The following is a 16,147-nucleotide window of genomic DNA, read 5'->3' on the forward strand; positions in this document are numbered from 1 at the left end:
TGGAACCACTAATTTTAGCACTTCCAATTAATTCGATACAAACTCCACTTCTTCGCCCTGAAAGAACTTACCGACTTGAATGGAAAAGTAGTAACGTGCAAAAGTTGCCCCCGTAGCGCAGACGGAGTACGTATATAATGAGATACCCTCCTCAAACCAGCAAAGAGGATTTTGATTCGCTTGTAGCTAAGGGTACTTGTTGATTGCATTTAGAGAGACACTTGAATTAATAATTTCGAGAGATTTCCAGATATTGTATGAGGCATGGTTTACACGCCCGCCGGAAGGAGGAGTTTTATACACTTTTGGGGGAATACCCAAAAAATATCAACTTCAGCGTGCTTAACGACTGAGTATCGTGCCCGAAAGCAGACAATAGATTAGTACATATATATGTTTGCTGCTTAATGCAGCTAGCTTTGATTCATGAATTTTTGAAAACCCGTGTGAGAACCAGACCCATCAGGTAATAATCCAGATCGAATTTCAGGTAGTTCACGAGCACAAAAAACGGGAGAGCATAAATCGTATAAAACGAGTAGCTCAATAACATTCCCCCCAGTAAAATCCCGGTTCCAGAATGCGTGCTTCCCCACACTGCATCTCATTAAACCGCCGGTAGTGGGCACTGCTGGTGATGAAAAAGTCGCCCTGGTGGCAAGATGAACATTTTCGATAGCATTTTAACATCGGCATCTGTACCCAAGAAGTAAAGTTCTTTTTATTCATAATGCACACGAACTTTAGTTCTTAAGTAAAATGCAAATGTACCTCAGGAATCATCATCTTTCTAAGACAAAACCGGACAGTTATGGCACAAATCAACAATCAGGCATTTTCTGACTGGCGAAATCTCACTGGCGTTTGCTTTACGTTGAATGCGTGAAGAGAAAACAGTGACCAATATGCCCCAGGTGAAAGATAACGATCTGTCGTTCTGATGCCCGCCAATTACAAACCCTATTTCCGAAGTGGAACCGGATCAGGCGACTGATCCGGTTCCACCGGAAAAAAAGCCGAAAATGCAAGCTATATTTTCCGCAAAAAAGTGCACAATAATTGTACTCTTTACGTATTTCTTAGTTGCTTGTAAATGCTTCACCAGCTCGGAAGGGATCATTCTAGCTAAGATATCCGGGCCGCCAATTGCGCTTGCGAAAGTGTCTACTCTCCGAGATAAAACCCAGATCTTTTCCCTCTTATGCATACATCTGACTCGGCAGGTCGCTATCGGTTAATGGCTTCCAGTTACGGGTTGTTCGGATGTCCTGCCTTAAAATTATCCTTCTCGAAGCCGGGCTATGTCCCAAAAGACACTACATTGATAAGACCAAATAACAGCGATACACTTTATCTTGAGAAAGTTAAATAACATGGGTAGAGAAATAGTCGATTAAACCTCAGTATTGTTTAAACCTGGCAACTTTCATTAATCCATAACCAATCAGTATGGGGCCGGGTGAAAGGATAACCAGTAAACCGATTTTTCTAAACAAATAATCCGTGAGAATGTGGCCTATGATGGTCACCCCAATAAAGAAAATGGAATAGATAAGCCTGTACATTGCAAACTTCGAAGTATCTGGGATTGATGGCAAAATTATACTACAGCGGGTCATATTTCTCACTAGCGGCCCGTGGCTAAATGGCACTCAGTTTCACCACTAATTTAGAAAGTGCCTTGCCAGCTCTGGACTTGATCCCATTTTTCTCTTCGATATGCACATGAAAGCATCAGCACGATCGACAGAGGTTTAACTGCGTCGGCAGTCCGATCGAAATTTTCCAGGATGAACTCGGATAATAGAAACTGGACCATGGACAAGAAGCGTTCCAAAACAGGCCGGTTTGATGAAAACACAAACCTAAAAAAATACTATGCTCTCCACAACATTATGAATTGATCCAGGACTACGGTTCGAATTTTGGGTTATTTTCGTCACAATTCACTCTTGGAAAAATAGGATCAATTACAAAAGTTGTGGATCAAGTTGGATTAAGCATATAACTGCGTTAATCGATAAAGAAAGAATTCAACGTTTCTTACCCCTCTGAACTGAGCTCGGAACGCTTTGATTTTGGCATTGAAAGATTCGGCCGAGGCATTCGTGCTGCGGTTGTCAAAGTAGTTCAGGATCGTGTCATAGTGATTTTGAATCGAACGGGCCACGGTGTTGAAAGCCTTAAAACCGCATTGCCGGACCTTTTCATGCCATTTGGCTAGGCGGGCCAAGCCATAGAGTTTGTCGGTGGTGTTCTCAAAAATGTGGCTTAGGCTTTGACTCAGTTCATAGGCTTGTTTTAGAGCAGGATAACGATCAAAGAGCAGTTCAGCCCGTTCCCGTTGGCTTTCAGTCCAATCACCCGGTTTTTTATAGAGCACATACCGACTGCGGGCCAGCAATTGTTTGAGCGTATCGCCATTGGAAAGCAGCTCCGGCTCATACGTGTTTTGAGCTGATTTGGCTTGTTCAAGGGCTGCATTTTCGGCATCCAGAGCTTCCCACCGGTACTGGACACGCATCTCCTGGACGGCTTCCAGGGCTAATTGCTGAACATGAAACCGGTCGGTGACCTGAGTGGCGCGTGGAAAGCTTTTTTTGGCGATCAGGCTCATATTGCCCGCCATATCCAGGGTGATTTCGGTCACCTTTTTGCGGAGCTTTTCGGGGATTTTCCGGAGAATAGCGATCACGGTTTCCGCTTTTGTACCGGCGATAATGGCTACAATACTGCCCTTTTGGCCTTTGGCTGCTTTATTGGTCAGAATCGTATATAACTCGCCATGCGAAAGGCTAGTCTCATCAATTGACAAATGCGTTCCTATATTTTGGGGATATAACAGCCACTGTTTAGCATGTTTTAGCTGGGACCAGTTCTGAAAATGGCTCAAATGGGTCCGATACTGGCGGGACAAACGTTTTCCGTCAACGCCATATAAACGACCCAGGCTATTGGTACTGTGGGGGGATAAATCCGTCAAGCTGGTTTAAAAAAAGCGCGAATTCTTTCGTCATTCGCGTTCCCTCTGCTACCTGTGACCAATCTCTTTGCTGGATGTGACCGGTCTGGGTATTGAGCCGCGCCACGGTGGCCAGCGACGACGTTTAATATGAAGAAAAACCCGTTTATCACGGATGGGGAAGTCCTGGATGGTAATTTCAGGTAAGAAACCCTTCGATAAAAGAAATGCTTTAGCGGGATCGGACTCCGGGTAGTTTTTCTCTTCCAGATAAACATGAAGCAGATCCGAAGACTTCTCGACACGGGTCAGTTCATAATAGGCTACGATAAAATCAGGTAACAGGTATTCGACTAAAGGTAAGAAACTCTCCAAGACGGTCAGGTTTGATTAAAAACACAAACCTAAAAAAATCCTACGCCCTCCACAACTTTTGCACTTGATCCACAACTTTTGCACTTGATCCGAAAAATACAATTACGAGCAGATATCACAAAAAAAACCGCCTAAATCGTTAAATTTAGGCGGTTTTTAGCGTCGGGGTGGCAGGATTCGAACCTACGACCTCCTGGTCCCAAACCAGGCGCGATACCGGGCTACGCTACACCCCGATTACTTTCGAGAGCACAAAGGTACGATTTTAATTTGGAAAAGAAAATCGGGGCCTTTAAAATCCCTCTTATTTACATTCTGGCGGAGAGAGAGGGATTCGAACCCTCGGTACCGTTGCCAGTACGACAGTTTAGCAAACTGTTCCTTTCGGCCACTCAGGCATCTCTCCAGGACAACCCCAAAGCCGCTGTGGCGTTGTTGGGGTCACAAATATAGAGGTATTCCCGCCGTTTCGCCAAGATTTCAGCCAAAAAAGTTTCGCGGCAATTTGTGATCTCCAATAGGCCATCCGGTCATTTCCTCCTAATTTCGCAGCTTCACGGAGTCAATCCAACGGCCTTCGGTTCGTTGATGTCCTGATCCTTTGCGAATTGCATGAACTGGAATCATAGTCTGACCCAAACCGAATACCTCTTCATAGCTGTCTTCGTGCTGCTCTATGGCTATTATTTTTTTCGAACTTTTCGGGTGGCCCGCTTGCTGGGCACCACCGCCTGGGCCACCATTCCGAAGTTTTTTCTGCGAACCGGCTACTTCACCCTGCTGCTGATTGCGTTGCTAGGCCCTTCCTTCGGGGTCGTCGAAAAAGAACTGGTCTCGGAAGGAAAAGATATTTACATCGCCGTCGATCTTTCCAAATCCATGGACGCAACCGACATTCCGCCCACGCGGCTGGAAAAAGTAAAATATGAACTAAAACGGCTGATCGACGCGCTGCCCGGCAACCGCTTTGGCCTGCTGGTTTTCTCCACCGAAGCCTACGTCCATGCCCCCCTAACGTCGGATCAGGGTGCGCTAACGCTGTTCATCCAGTCGCTAAATACGAAGCTCGTCCCCGAATCCGGCACCAACCTGTGTTCCGCCGTAGAACTGGCCCTGCGGAAACAACTGGCCGAAACCTCGGATCTGACCCAAACCAAAGTGTTAATTCTGCTGACGGATGGCGAAGATTTTGGGGAGTGTGACCCGGCGCTGGCCGGCCAATTGCGAAGATACGGTATTGCGCCCTTCGTCATAGGCGTCGGCACCGAAAATGGCAGCACCATTCCAACACCCAAAGGCAACCTGCGCGACAAAGATGGCAAGATTGTGCAAACGCGCCTGAACCGCAGCTACTTGCGACAATTTGTAAAAGATACCCGTGGCTCGTACCTGGAGTTGACCTCCTCATCCGGTGACCTGACACCCCTCATTTCGGCCATCCAGACGATGGAAAACCGGCTGGTCGATCAGCGCAAGCTGGAGGTGACAACCAATAAATACTATTACTTTCTGGTCGTTGCGCTGGTGCTGATCGCCATCGACATCCTGGTGACGGTTCGAACGTTTAAGCTGTAAACCCGTTCCAGTTGTCCAAAAGAGTTCGTATTTTTGCGAACGTTTTAAGCCCAAATATGACCTACCTGATTTTATCGGTATTGCTCTGGTTGTACGACAATCGCTCTTTCGATAAGATTTCGCATGATAACATCGCGCGGATTGAAGGGCTACGGGCCTACGAGGCCGGTAATTACAAACGCGCGGCCGAGCAATACGTTGCTCTGGTCAACTCGGCACTGTTTGTGGAACCGTCGGCCCGGCTGAACCTGGCTCACTCCTATTTTCACCTCCGGCAATATGCCCAGGCCCAGAAACATTACCGGCTGGTGGCGCAGGTCAGCCAACCCGACCTGGCCGCGGCAGCCGAAATCCAACTGGGTGTCATTGCGGTTTTGCAGGGCGATTCAACCGCAGCACTGACCTTGTTCCGGAAAGCACTTACTGCCGTTCCCGCGCTTGAGCCCGCCCAGTTCAATTATGAACTGATCAAAAAAACGTACTCCGGAAAGCCCATTCAGAACAGTTCCCAGCGACCCAAGCCCAAACCCCAGCAATCGCAGCAAGAAACGGAAACAGTCCTGGAGCGGGGCAAAGAGAGCGGAACGGAAGTGGAACAGGGAGACACTAAAAACGAGTTGTTGCGTCGGCTGCGGTCACTGAATCTATCGGAAGAACAGGCTTTATCGATCCTGAATTCCATGCAGGCCAACGAAGTGCAGTACATCCACCAGCGAAAACAAAAGGCGAAAACGAAAGACCGGCTTACATTCAATACCTATTAGGTCGCTCGGGCAAAACCCCTTTCATATGAATGACGTAGTAATTGTCTCGGCCGTCCGTACGCCGATTGGTAGCTTTGGCGGGGCGTTGGCACCCCTGACCGCGACCGAACTGGGTGCGCTGGCGATCCGGGCGGCTTATCAAAAAGCCGGTATCCTTCCTGAACTGGTGGAAGAAGTCATTATGGGAATTGTCGTATCGGCCAATCTGGGGCAGGCCCCGGCCCGGCAGGCGGCATTGAAAGCCGGTTTGCCGGTGAACGTCCGCTGTACAACCGTCAATAAAGTGTGCGCATCGGGAACCAAAGCCATCATGATGGCGGCTCAAACCATTCAGTTGGGCCAGGCCGACGTCATCATCGCCGGTGGTATGGAAAGCATGTCGAATGCGCCTTACTACATTCCAAAAGCGCGCTTTGGGTATAAATACGGCGACGGGCAATTGATCGATGGGCTGGCCAAAGACGGTTTGGTCGATCCGTTTGACCAGCGTACAATGGGCTTTTTTGCCGATCAAACTGCAACCAAATACAACATCAGTCGCGAAACTCAGGATGCTTTTGCCATTCAATCGTACCAGCGGGCCGCAGAAGCCACGAAAAATGGTAGTTTTGGGGCCGAAATCATCCCGGTTGACGTTCCGACCAGCAAAGGCAGCCTGACGGTAAGCGAAGATGAGGAGTATAAGAATGTATTTTTCGACAAAATTCCGAAGCTGAAACCGGCTTTTTCTTCCGATGGCACCGTTACGGCCGCCAACGCGTCGACCATCAATGATGGTGCGTCGGCCCTGGTATTGATGAGTCTGAAAAAGGCGGAGGAACTGGGACTAAAGCCGATTGCCCGCATTCTGGGTTACGCCGATGCGGAACAGGAACCGGCCCTTTTCACTACCTCCCCCACGCTGGCCATTCCGGCGGCTTTGAAACGGGCGGGGGTGAAACCGGAAGACGTTGACTATTACGAAATTAACGAAGCGTTTTCCGTCGTAGCCCTGGCGTGCAGCCAGATTCTGGAAATACCGCAGGCGAAACTAAACGTCAACGGCGGGGCGGTTTCACTGGGACATCCGCTGGGGGCGTCCGGTGCGCGAATCGTAACGACGTTGGCGAACGTTTTGCAACAGCGCAACGGACACATTGGCGCCGTTGGCATTTGTAATGGTGGCGGAGGGGCGTCGGCACTGGTGATTGAGAAAATGTAATCTGTAACCTTAAGCGAACCAATCACTTTTTTATTTAACATTACTTATTTGACATTTATGATTAAAATTTAATTTCAAATGTTAAATGATGAATGCTAAATGTAAAAGTTAAGAATCATTTGAAAATGAGTAATCCCAGGCAGGCAATAAAAGAAACGAATTTTAATTTTGACGGACAAACCGGTTTTTACCGGGGTAAAGTTCGCGATGTGTACCATTTCGACGACCGCCTGATCATGGTGGCCAGCGACCGTATTTCGGCTTTCGACGTGGTGTTACCCGTCCCGATTCCGTACAAAGGACAGGTGCTGAACCAGACGGCGGCTCACTTTCTGAAAGCCACCGCCGACATCGTCCCGAACTGGCTGCTGGATGTTCCCGACCCGAATGTGAGCGTGGGACTGAAATGCCAGTCGTATCCGGTCGAGATGGTGGTGCGCGGCTATCTGGCTGGCCATGCCTGGCGTGAATACCGCGCCGGAAAACGGATGCTTTGCGGTGTTGCCCTGCCCAACGGACTGAAAGAAGCCGATAAACTCCCCGAACCGATCATTACGCCCTCCACCAAAGCGCAGGAAGGACACGATGAGGACATTTCGCGGGAAGAGATTCTGGCTCAGGGCATTGTCCCCGAAAATGAATACGTACAGCTTGAAAAATACGCCCTGGCCCTGTTCAAACGCGGCACCGAAATGGCCGCCGAACGCGGACTGATTCTGGTCGATACCAAGTACGAATTCGGGATGCTTGAGGGTCAGATTTATTTGATCGACGAAATTCACACGCCCGACTCATCCCGGTATTTTTACGCGGACTCCTACGCCGAAAACCAGGACAAAGGCATACAGCAGAAGCAGTTGTCGAAGGAGTTTGTCCGGGAATGGCTGATCGCCAACCAGTTTCAGGGCAAAGAAGGCCAGACGATTCCGGCGATGAGCGACGAATGGATCGACCAGATTTCCAATCGCTACATTGAACTCTACGAAACCGTGACCGGCCAGCCTTTCATCCGGTCGGAAACGGACAATATTTACGACCGCATTGAAGAAAATATCCGTCGTTCGCTGACAGTTCGTTATTTTTGAAACGGAACAAGGTTATCCATTATGAATTATGCCATTGAAAAAAACGAGCAGTATTCGCTCGTTACGCTAAACGAAACGGTATTTGGCGGGGAGGTTCCGACGACCTTTGAAACCCTCAGCCGAAACCTTTTCCGGGAAGGCTACAGCAACATCATCGTCGATTTGACGGCGGTTCAGGAAATTGAAGACGATGGTATTCCCACCATCCGGAAAATCAACCGGCAATGTACCAATGAGTCCGGTTTACTGATTCTGGTGACCAAAAACGAGGATGTGATCGACTTTCTGGACGGTTCGAAAATCCCGGATCTGACGATTTTGCCTACGGTCGAAGAAGCCGTCGATGCGGTATTTATGAATGAACTCGAAAACGACTTCCGCAGTGAAGACGACGACAGTTACGAGTTTGGGGGAAGCTCAGACGATTGATAGGTTGTCAACAATAGCTCTTCCCTTACAATTTTTCTTGTTTATTGTGACTTCATCCTTGAAATTTAAAAATTGAATCTTTAAATTTCAAGGATGATTTATCGACAACTTACCCACCGGATCACTCAGGATCTATCGTTTTTCCCAACGTTGGGCCTAATCGGCCCACGGCAGGTCGGCAAAACTACACTGGCAAAATCGCTGGAAGGGAAACTCAATAAACCTATTTTATATCTTGATCTTGAACTGTCCACTGATCAGCAAAAGCTTACTGATGCAGAAACCTATCTAAAACAGCATTTTGACAAATGTGTGGTGTTGGATGAGATTCAGCGAATGCCGGATTTGTTTCCTTTACTCCGTGCCTTAATCGATCAAAAGCGGGAACCCGCCCGGTATTTATTATTGGGGTCAGCTTCTCCGGAACTCATTAGAAATAGCTCCGAGAGCCTGGCGGGTCGAATTAGCTATCTTGAATTGATGCCATTTTCCTGGCCGGAAGTACAATCGGTTTCTACCCTTGAAATGCACTGGCTAAAAGGAGGTTTTCCTGATGCCTTCACCGCACCCAATCTGATCTTCACCTTCCGTTGGTTAGCCAACTTTGTACAGACTTACCTTGAACGTGATTTACGACTGTTAGGGTATGAAATTTCCGGATCCACGCTGAACAAATTGCTTTCAATGCTAGCTTATGTTCACAGTAATGTTCTGAATATGAGTGATCTTTCCCGTTCATTAGGTGTTTCACAACCGACAGTTAACCGGTATTTGGATTTATTGGAAGGAAGCTTCATTATTCACCGGTTGCCTCCCTATTTTTCTAATGTGAGCAAACGCCTGGTGAAAGCGCCCAAACTGTATGTCCGGGATTCAGGCTTATTGCACCAGTTGGCTCAGGTAACTAACTCCGAAGTGTTACTGGGACATCCGATCGTGGGCGCTTCCTGGGAAGGATATGTCATTGAACAGATCCGGCGAACATTACAAACTGGCTGGGAATTTTATTACTATCGAACTCATGCCGGGGCCGAAATAGATTTGCTTCTGGTGGCTCCGAATGGCAAAAAAGTGGCGATAGAAATCAAATTTTCCAATGCCCCTGTGGTTTCCAAAGGCTTCTATGTAAGTATTGATGATATCAAACCGGACCATGTCTTCGTGATCATTCCAAGTGGCGAAAGCTATCCCAAATCAGACGGTATTTGGATCTGTAATCTGACCGATTTCTTAGTGAACCGCTTACCGGAAATTTATTTGGAATAGTTGACTTGAAAACCAATTTCTACCGTTCCGCCGACGCGTAAATCCGCTCCACGACTTCTTGCAAAATCGCGCCCTGCTCCGCCGTGCAAACGTTGGACGGTTTTCCCAGACAGGCATCCAGAAAAGCCGCCGTATTTTTAAGCTGAATATCGACGTCTTCCAGGTGCGGAAAGTGAACATCCGCCAGTTCACCGGCCACTTCGGTGTAGAGTGAAAACGGAAACAGCTTTGCCCCGCCCTGGGTGCCAAACACCGCCAGATTACGGTCGATGTCCGCTTTCGTATTCAACGCAAACGAAGCCGAAAGCATGATGGACGCCTTGTTCGAAAACGACAGATACGCCATACAGGCATCTTCCACTTCAAACTTCTGCGGGTCCCAGGCCCCCATCAGCCCTTTACCGCCGGTTTTGCCGATGAAGTCGTAGGTATTCGCCAGAATGTTTGCCGGAACCGCATAGTCGAGCGCACACAACGCCAGGTCGAGGACGTGAACACCCAGGTCCATCAACGCTCCTCCGCCCTGCATTTCCTTGTTCGTAAAATACCCCCAGCCCGGAATACCCCGCCGACGCAGAAAATTCGCTTTGATGTGGTAAATGTCGCCCAATTGACCGTTGGCTTTGCACCGCATCAGCAACTCCCACTCGCTCGTCTGCCGCAGTTGCAGATTGTAGGCCAGAATTAGCCCCTTTTGAGCGGCCAGATCGGCCATTTCACGGGCCTGACGGGCGTGGAGCGCAGGCGGTTTTTCGCACAAAACGTGGCAATTGTTTTCCAGTGCCTGCATCGTGAACGGATAATGCAGCGTGTTCGGGGTGCAGTTGATGACCACATTAGGTTGACAGTCCCGGTACATTTCCAAAGCGTCGGCAAAGGCGTGCGGAATACCGTGCTGATCGGCCAGCGCCCGGGCTTTCGATTCGTCGCGGCTGCAAACGGCCACAATGTCGACCAAATCCGCAAGGTTTTTTAGGGCTGGGATGTGGTTTTTATCGGCAATACTTCCTCCGCCAATGATGGCAGCTTTAAATTTCGGCATGCGGGTTAGCGAGTTTGAAAATTGACTGTTACACAGGGTTAATCAGAGAAAACCAGAGTCAACCAGAGAATCCCCTGATAACCTCTGATGTACTCTGATTAACCCTGTGAAATAACATCAGGCCAGAAACTGGCTCAGGTAATTACGTGCGGTGAGAATGGCCGTCTGCACGTCTTCGGCACTGCCTTCGTAGGCCTTGTCTTCCACTTCGATGCAAACCGGGCCGCGATACCGGACGTCGGTTAATGCCGTGAAGAAATCCCGCCAACGGACGTCGCCCAAACCGGGTAGCTTCGGCGAATGGTATTCCAGCGGATTGGCCATGATGCCGACACGGTTGAGTTTGTCACGGTACAGCTTTACGTCCTTGAGGTGAATGTGGTGGAGCCGGTCTTTGTAATCGTATATGGGCCGCACTTCGTCCATGATCTGAAAAATCAGGTGCGACGGATCGTAGTTGAGTCCCAGAATCCGCGAGGGAATGATCTCGAACATCCGGTCCCAGATGGCGGGCGTCGTCGCCAGATTCTTCCCGCCCGGCCATTCGTCATTCGTGAACCACATCGGGCAGTTCTCGATGCCAATTTTTACGTTGTTTTCCTCGGCAACCTTCACAATTTCGGGCCAGTGGGCCGCAAACAGCTTCAGATTCTCCGTGATGTTGAGCGAAGGATTTCGCCCAATGAAGGTATTGACTACCGGCACGTTCAGCTTCGCAGCCGCCCGGATTACCTTTTTGATGTGTTCGCGGAAGTAAGCGGCTTTTTCCGGATCCGGATCAAGCGGATTCGGATAATAGCCCAGGCCCGAAATGTAGACGCCATATTTCTGCGTTAGTAACTGAATGTGCTCGACATCCAGGTTGTCGACGTCAATGTGCGACACCCCTGCATACCGCCGGGCGTCCGCGTGATCCGTCGGCCAGCACATTACCTCCACGCATTTGAAGCGTTGCTCCGACGCAAATTGTAACACGTGTTCCAGATCGGATTCCGCCAGAATGGCACTTACAAAACCAAGATGCAGCATAGAGTGGGTTGAACGGTTTTCAATTTAGGGTTTGTAAACGCGAATCAGATTCGCATCCGATAAAAGAATACATCGGGATTTGGAAACTGATTGGTTTCCCGGCAAGTTTACAAAAAATATGACATTCAACCTGACTATACTTGGCAGCGGTTCGGCAACGCCCGTTCTGAATCGCCACCCGACCGCCCAGGTCATTGCGATGGAAGGCGATTATTTCCTGATCGACTGCGGGGAAGGCACGCAATACCGCCTGATGGAAAACCACCTCCGGCCCGGTCGGCTTAAATACATTTTCATCAGCCACCTCCACGGCGACCATTATTTCGGGCTCGTTCCGCTGCTGTCGAGCCTCAACCTCTCCGGCCGCACCGACGATCTCTGGCTGTTTGGTCCGCGCGGACTTTGGGAAATTATCACCACGCAGTTCCGGTATTCCGACACAAAACTGAATTATCCGCTTCACTTCCAGGAAACCGACCCGCACCAGCCAGCGCAGATTCTCGACCACCCGAACGTTCGGGTCGAAACCATTCCGTTGCAACACCGCATCGACTGCACCGGTTTTCTGTTTCGGGAGAAAAACCGCAAACGCAGGCTGATTGCCGAAAAACTGCCCGCTGATTTGCCGGTGGCTTTTTACCGGCATTTAAAAGACGGGAATGATGTTCTGGATGATTCGGGGCAGGTTTTATACCGCGCCGAAGACTACACCATCCCCGCGCCCCCGCCCCGTTCCTACGCCTTTTGCTCCGATACACGCTACAACGAGGCCATGTTTGAGCAGATTCGGGGCGTAAATTTGCTATACCACGAAGCCTCGTTTCTGGACGATATGAAAGCGTTGAGCGAAAAGTACTTTCACTCCACCGCCCGTCAGGCGGCTTTAACGGCGGTTCAGGCGGAAGTGGGCCGGTTGATGATCGGACATTTCTCTTCGCGCTACAAAACCGCCGACGAGTTTCTGCTCCAGGCCCGGTCGGTTTTCCCGGAAACGGTTCTGGCGGTTGAAGGGGCAACGACGGAGGTGTAGCCCTGAAAGCGGTCGAAGACCCTGTCAGCGGCTACACCTCGTCGTTGCCCCTTCAACCGCCAGAACCGTGATCAAACCCTGTCAGGGTCTCCGACCGTACGACGGCCCGGCGCTGACAGGGTTTACGGTTTCACCACCTTCCGATGCACTGCCCCTTTTGGCGTTTGCACCTTCAAAATATATAGACCCGATGGTAACTGACGCATATCCAACGTCGTCTGGCTCACCCGGTTTTTCACCGGCTGTTCCAGAAGAGTCGCCCCCGAAACCGTGGTCAGGGTTACACCTTCGAAAAACTCGCCCGTCGGCAACTCGACCGTGAGGGATGCACCGACCGGATTGGGATACACCTTCAGGACGTCATCCCAGGTGGGCTCGGTCCCCGTGACGGCCAGCACGTTAAATTTTCGTTCGACTGGCGTGGCCGCCGAAAATTGCTCGTTTCCGGCCTGTGTAGCCCGAACCGTCACCACCCCCGGTTTCGTTGGCGTCAGGCGGTTTCCGGACAGCGTTGCCGATCCGGAAACGATTTCAAAACTGACCGCCAGTTTGGACGAAGCCGTGGCCGTCAGGTTGAACGAACCGTCGTCAGCATAGCGATCCGGCAAAGCGTTGAATGTAATGGTCTGGGCGGTTTTGCCGGTTTCGGCCCGCGTTCCGGCGGCATACCAGACCGCCCACTTCGCATTTTCATACAACGCCTTCACCTCTCCTTTCGCCGTCATTTTGTCGGCCTGCAAGTCCAGCGACGCCACCATTTCCTTGTCGCCCCCCGAACTCAATGTGTTGAATACGAGCCGGTCATCCAGTCGTGAATAGGCCGGGAAGCTCAACGCGACATTGGTCAACACCGTGTTTAACGTACCGGTTTTCAGATTCCCTACCCACACCTTATAGCTGTCGTCGACGGCATTGTAATAATCGAACGCGATAATGTTGGGCGAATTCCGGGAGAAACTCGGGTTGCCCACGCTCTCGCCTTCTTCCAGGTTCTTGAACAGCTTCAGAATGGCACCGTCGCTAAACGTTTTTTGCGCATTGCTCCACACCTCCAGCAGACCCACATCCCAAAAGTCAATATCCTCACCGTCACCGCTTTTCAGTTTATTAAAGGCGTCGTAGACCAGCACCTCACCGGCGAAATCCCACTCGAACGAATCGGCATACTCCACTTCGCCCGTCGAAACTCCCTCGGCGGAGGTGGGATTGCTCAGCGGAAACTGCTTCCATTTTTTTAGGTCATAGCTGTAGACCCAAATCGATTTGTCCTTCTCTTTCGTCAAAGCCGCCAGCTTGGTGCCATCCCTCGAAATGGCCACATTATCCCAGATTGGCTCATCGGAAATAATGACTTCCTGAGCCGCCCCGGTCAGGGTCACGGCCCGAATCCGGCCGTCGGTCGTCACGTAATAGGCGGCTTTTCCGTCGTCCGTAATGCTCGGGCGGTGGCTAATTTCCGCCTTGATGCGGGCCGTCAAATTGCCCGTGCTGACGGGAGCCGTATACAGCTTCTGGTCGCCAATGCTATACAGAATGATCATGTCCTGACCGTTGTTGGCCGGCACATCCTGTGGTTCGTCCGGCTGCTGGGTGGTTTCCACAATGCCGACCGAATCGAACGCGTCCCTGGCCGCTTTCACTTCGGCGCTGTTTTCGCCGTATAAATCAGTGGCCGAACGGATGACGCCCAACCGCAAATCCAGAAATTTCGAGTTCAGTGTCAGGTAGTTGGTGAGGGTGCGGTAATACACCTGCTCGGCTTTTTCCTTCCCGATTTTGGTGGCAAACAGATAAAAAGCATGATTGGTAATCCCGCTGTTCCGGTGAACCCCGCCGTTATCATCTTTGGTAACGATAAATTCGGCCATCGTCCGGGGCTGATACCCCAGCGTCCCTTTTCCATTCTGATTCGGGTTCGACATGCTGCGCATGGCCCCGGACGTATACTTACTCTTCAACACCACATCTTCCCCAATCAACCAGTCGTCCCGGTCGACCATCGCGCCAAAAACATCCGCCATCGACTCATTGATGGCCCCCGATTGATCCTGGTAAATCAGATTCGCCGTGTGATCGATCACGCCGTGGGTCATTTCGTGCCCGGCCACATCCAGACCGCCCGCCAGCGGTTTGCAGTACGTATTCCCGTTGCCGTACACCATAAACTCCCCCGTCCAGAAGGCGTTATCCATCGCTTTTCCGTCCTCCAATACGTTGACAATCGATATCATCGTCCCCCCTTTGCCATCCAGCGAATTACGCTTGTGCGTTTTTTCGTAATATTCGTACGCCAGACTCCCGTTGGTGTGGGCCGAAATGGCGTTGGCATTCCAGTCTTTATTATCTTTTGAGGTTATATCATAGGCTCGAAAACCACCATTTGCGTCTTCCTTGTTTTTGGCGTCATAGGTCACGATGGCTCCCACCGGCTTGGCAACCGTCGATTTTTTGGCATCGTACATCGCCCGCGTCGCATCCAGTAAGTAATAATTCGATCCCGACTGATACGTCTGAAAATTCCGCATCACACCGTTCAAATCCTTGCCCGATGCTTTCACCGGGCCGTCTACCCCGCAGGTGTTGTTGTACTTGTTCAACACCGCACCGGTTTGCGCATCGACAACATACTGCCACCGTTCGAGCATATTGGGGCGAATCGTCAGGTTGTAGGCCAGGGCCATTTTTTCGCCCACGGGATACAGACACAAAGTTCCTTCCGAGGGCTTCAGGTTGAAAAGGTTCTGCCCGAATGGCCGGACAATCGACTCCTGGCCTATGTCCTGAAAAGCCCGGTCGGTCGCCTGCTGTAGCGAAAGCCGGGGCGTGGTCGAAACCGGTTTGGCAACCCGGTATTGTCCGTTCAGCAGCGTCACGGTTCCGTTGGTGAGGTGCGCCACCAACTCGCTCCCATACACCGGAATGCCCTGAACGGTTTGCGTCATTCTGATGTGCGTTTGCCCCAGATGATCGGTTTCTGTTTTGGAAATCTGAAATTGTTCTTCCGGTTTTTCCACCTTCAGCAACGACTTGATCTGACTCATGAACGAGAAAGCCGACGCGCGGGCGCTCATTCGAGCCCCTTTATTCGAAGAAACGGGTGAGCGGTTTTCGATGTAAACCGGCAGGTTCGTCGCCGTGTCGCGGACAATCCGCAGTTTCAGTGACCGGACATCAAATTGAGGATTTGGGGTCGATGCTGCGAGCCGGAAGTTGCCCGTTCGAGTTGAAACCGGCACCACATCGGCCTTCAGTTTTTGCGCCAAACCGGGCGTTGGAGCCTGGGTTTTAAGCTTTCGTCCGAAACCGGGTTGCGGTGCTTGCGCCAGCACACCGACCGAATACGCCAGCAGAAGACTGGATAAAATTAATTTCATGGATGTATTTGTTGT

At 50.5% G+C, this 16,147-nt stretch carries 12 protein-coding genes and 2 tRNA genes; 7 read left to right on the top strand and 7 right to left on the bottom strand.

All coding sequences use genetic code 11. The annotated features are described in order from the left end of the window. Positions 1-1,996: 1,996 nt before the first annotated feature. The 4 genes from ACO064_RS01610 to ACO064_RS01625 form a co-directional block, all read right to left on the bottom strand. Positions 1,997-2,983: an ISAon1 family transposase gene (locus tag ACO064_RS01610; protein ID WP_421825679.1), complete on the bottom strand. Its 987-nt coding sequence runs from the start codon at positions 2,981-2,983 to the stop codon at positions 1,997-1,999. Positions 2,984-3,031: 48 nt separating this feature from the next. After that, complete coding sequence (locus tag ACO064_RS01615) at positions 3,032-3,337, bottom strand: ISAon1 family transposase N-terminal region protein (protein ID WP_421825547.1); 306 nt, start codon at positions 3,335-3,337, stop codon at positions 3,032-3,034. Positions 3,338-3,499: 162 nt separating this feature from the next. Continuing rightward, positions 3,500-3,573, bottom strand: a tRNA-Pro gene (locus tag ACO064_RS01620). 80 nt (positions 3,574-3,653) lie between these two features. Beyond that, a tRNA-Ser gene (locus ACO064_RS01625) sits at positions 3,654-3,743 on the bottom strand. Between the two features lie 206 nt (positions 3,744-3,949). On the opposite strand from ACO064_RS01625, the gene ACO064_RS01630 reads away from it, so the two are divergent. From ACO064_RS01630 to ACO064_RS01655, 6 genes are all read left to right on the top strand, one after another. Next, a complete protein-coding gene (locus ACO064_RS01630; RefSeq protein ID WP_421825680.1) occupies positions 3,950-4,912 on the top strand; it encodes a vWA domain-containing protein in 963 nt (320 codons plus the stop codon). A 56-nt stretch (positions 4,913-4,968) separates the two neighbouring features. Further along, positions 4,969-5,676 (top strand): tetratricopeptide repeat protein, encoded by a 708-nt coding sequence (locus ACO064_RS01635; RefSeq protein WP_421825681.1) that lies wholly within the window; start codon positions 4,969-4,971, stop codon positions 5,674-5,676. A gap of 25 nt (positions 5,677-5,701) precedes the next feature. Then, on the top strand, positions 5,702-6,877 hold the full coding sequence (locus ACO064_RS01640; protein WP_421825683.1) for an acetyl-CoA C-acyltransferase: 1,176 nt from the start codon (positions 5,702-5,704) through the stop codon (positions 6,875-6,877). Positions 6,878-7,002: 125 nt separating this feature from the next. Further along, on the top strand, positions 7,003-7,962 hold the full coding sequence (locus tag ACO064_RS01645; protein ID WP_421825684.1) for a phosphoribosylaminoimidazolesuccinocarboxamide synthase: 960 nt from the start codon (positions 7,003-7,005) through the stop codon (positions 7,960-7,962). A 21-nt stretch (positions 7,963-7,983) separates the two neighbouring features. Then, on the top strand, positions 7,984-8,391 hold the full coding sequence (locus ACO064_RS01650) for an STAS domain-containing protein (protein WP_421825685.1): 408 nt from the start codon (positions 7,984-7,986) through the stop codon (positions 8,389-8,391). 93 nt (positions 8,392-8,484) lie between these two features. Next, complete coding sequence (locus tag ACO064_RS01655) at positions 8,485-9,657, top strand: ATP-binding protein (RefSeq protein WP_421825686.1); 1,173 nt, start codon at positions 8,485-8,487, stop codon at positions 9,655-9,657. Between the two features lie 19 nt (positions 9,658-9,676). Here ACO064_RS01655 and ACO064_RS01660 read toward each other — a convergent pair whose 3' ends face one another. Then, on the bottom strand, positions 9,677-10,699 hold the full coding sequence (locus tag ACO064_RS01660; RefSeq protein ID WP_421825687.1) for a Gfo/Idh/MocA family protein: 1,023 nt from the start codon (positions 10,697-10,699) through the stop codon (positions 9,677-9,679). 117 nt (positions 10,700-10,816) lie between these two features. Continuing rightward, positions 10,817-11,728, bottom strand: coding sequence for a sugar phosphate isomerase/epimerase family protein (locus ACO064_RS01665; protein WP_421825688.1), 912 nt, complete (start codon positions 11,726-11,728; stop codon positions 10,817-10,819). Between the two features lie 118 nt (positions 11,729-11,846). Between ACO064_RS01665 and ACO064_RS01670 the strand changes: the two genes are divergently transcribed. Beyond that, positions 11,847-12,758 carry a ribonuclease Z gene (locus ACO064_RS01670; RefSeq protein ID WP_421825689.1) on the top strand — a complete coding sequence of 304 codons (912 nt, stop codon included), beginning with the start codon at positions 11,847-11,849 and terminating at the stop codon, positions 12,756-12,758. Positions 12,759-12,880: 122 nt separating this feature from the next. On the opposite strand, the gene ACO064_RS01675 is transcribed toward ACO064_RS01670, so the two are convergent. After that, complete coding sequence (locus ACO064_RS01675) at positions 12,881-16,132, bottom strand: M4 family metallopeptidase (RefSeq protein WP_421825690.1); 3,252 nt, start codon at positions 16,130-16,132, stop codon at positions 12,881-12,883. Positions 16,133-16,147: the final 15 nt, after the last annotated feature.

The sequence above is a fragment of the Larkinella sp. genome, assembly GCF_965227735.1.
Taxonomy (GTDB): domain Bacteria; phylum Bacteroidota; class Bacteroidia; order Cytophagales; family Spirosomataceae; genus Larkinella.

What these genes read in the sequence shown, in the direction of transcription:
- ACO064_RS01630 (WP_421825680.1), top strand. Translation starts at nt 3,950, where the DNA reads ATGAACTGGAATCATAGTCTGACCCAAACCGAATACCTCTTCATAGCT.
- ACO064_RS01635 (WP_421825681.1), top strand. Translation starts at nt 4,969, where the DNA reads ATGACCTACCTGATTTTATCGGTATTGCTCTGGTTGTACGACAATCGC.
- ACO064_RS01640 (WP_421825683.1), top strand. Translation starts at nt 5,702, where the DNA reads ATGAATGACGTAGTAATTGTCTCGGCCGTCCGTACGCCGATTGGTAGC.
- ACO064_RS01645 (WP_421825684.1), top strand. Translation starts at nt 7,003, where the DNA reads ATGAGTAATCCCAGGCAGGCAATAAAAGAAACGAATTTTAATTTTGAC.
- ACO064_RS01650 (WP_421825685.1), top strand. Translation starts at nt 7,984, where the DNA reads ATGAATTATGCCATTGAAAAAAACGAGCAGTATTCGCTCGTTACGCTA.
- ACO064_RS01655 (WP_421825686.1), top strand. Translation starts at nt 8,485, where the DNA reads ATGATTTATCGACAACTTACCCACCGGATCACTCAGGATCTATCGTTT.
- ACO064_RS01660 (WP_421825687.1), bottom strand. Translation starts at nt 10,699, where the DNA reads ATGCCGAAATTTAAAGCTGCCATCATTGGCGGAGGAAGTATTGCCGAT.
- ACO064_RS01665 (WP_421825688.1), bottom strand. Translation starts at nt 11,728, where the DNA reads ATGCTGCATCTTGGTTTTGTAAGTGCCATTCTGGCGGAATCCGATCTG.
- ACO064_RS01670 (WP_421825689.1), top strand. Translation starts at nt 11,847, where the DNA reads ATGACATTCAACCTGACTATACTTGGCAGCGGTTCGGCAACGCCCGTT.
- ACO064_RS01675 (WP_421825690.1), bottom strand. Translation starts at nt 16,132, where the DNA reads ATGAAATTAATTTTATCCAGTCTTCTGCTGGCGTATTCGGTCGGTGTG.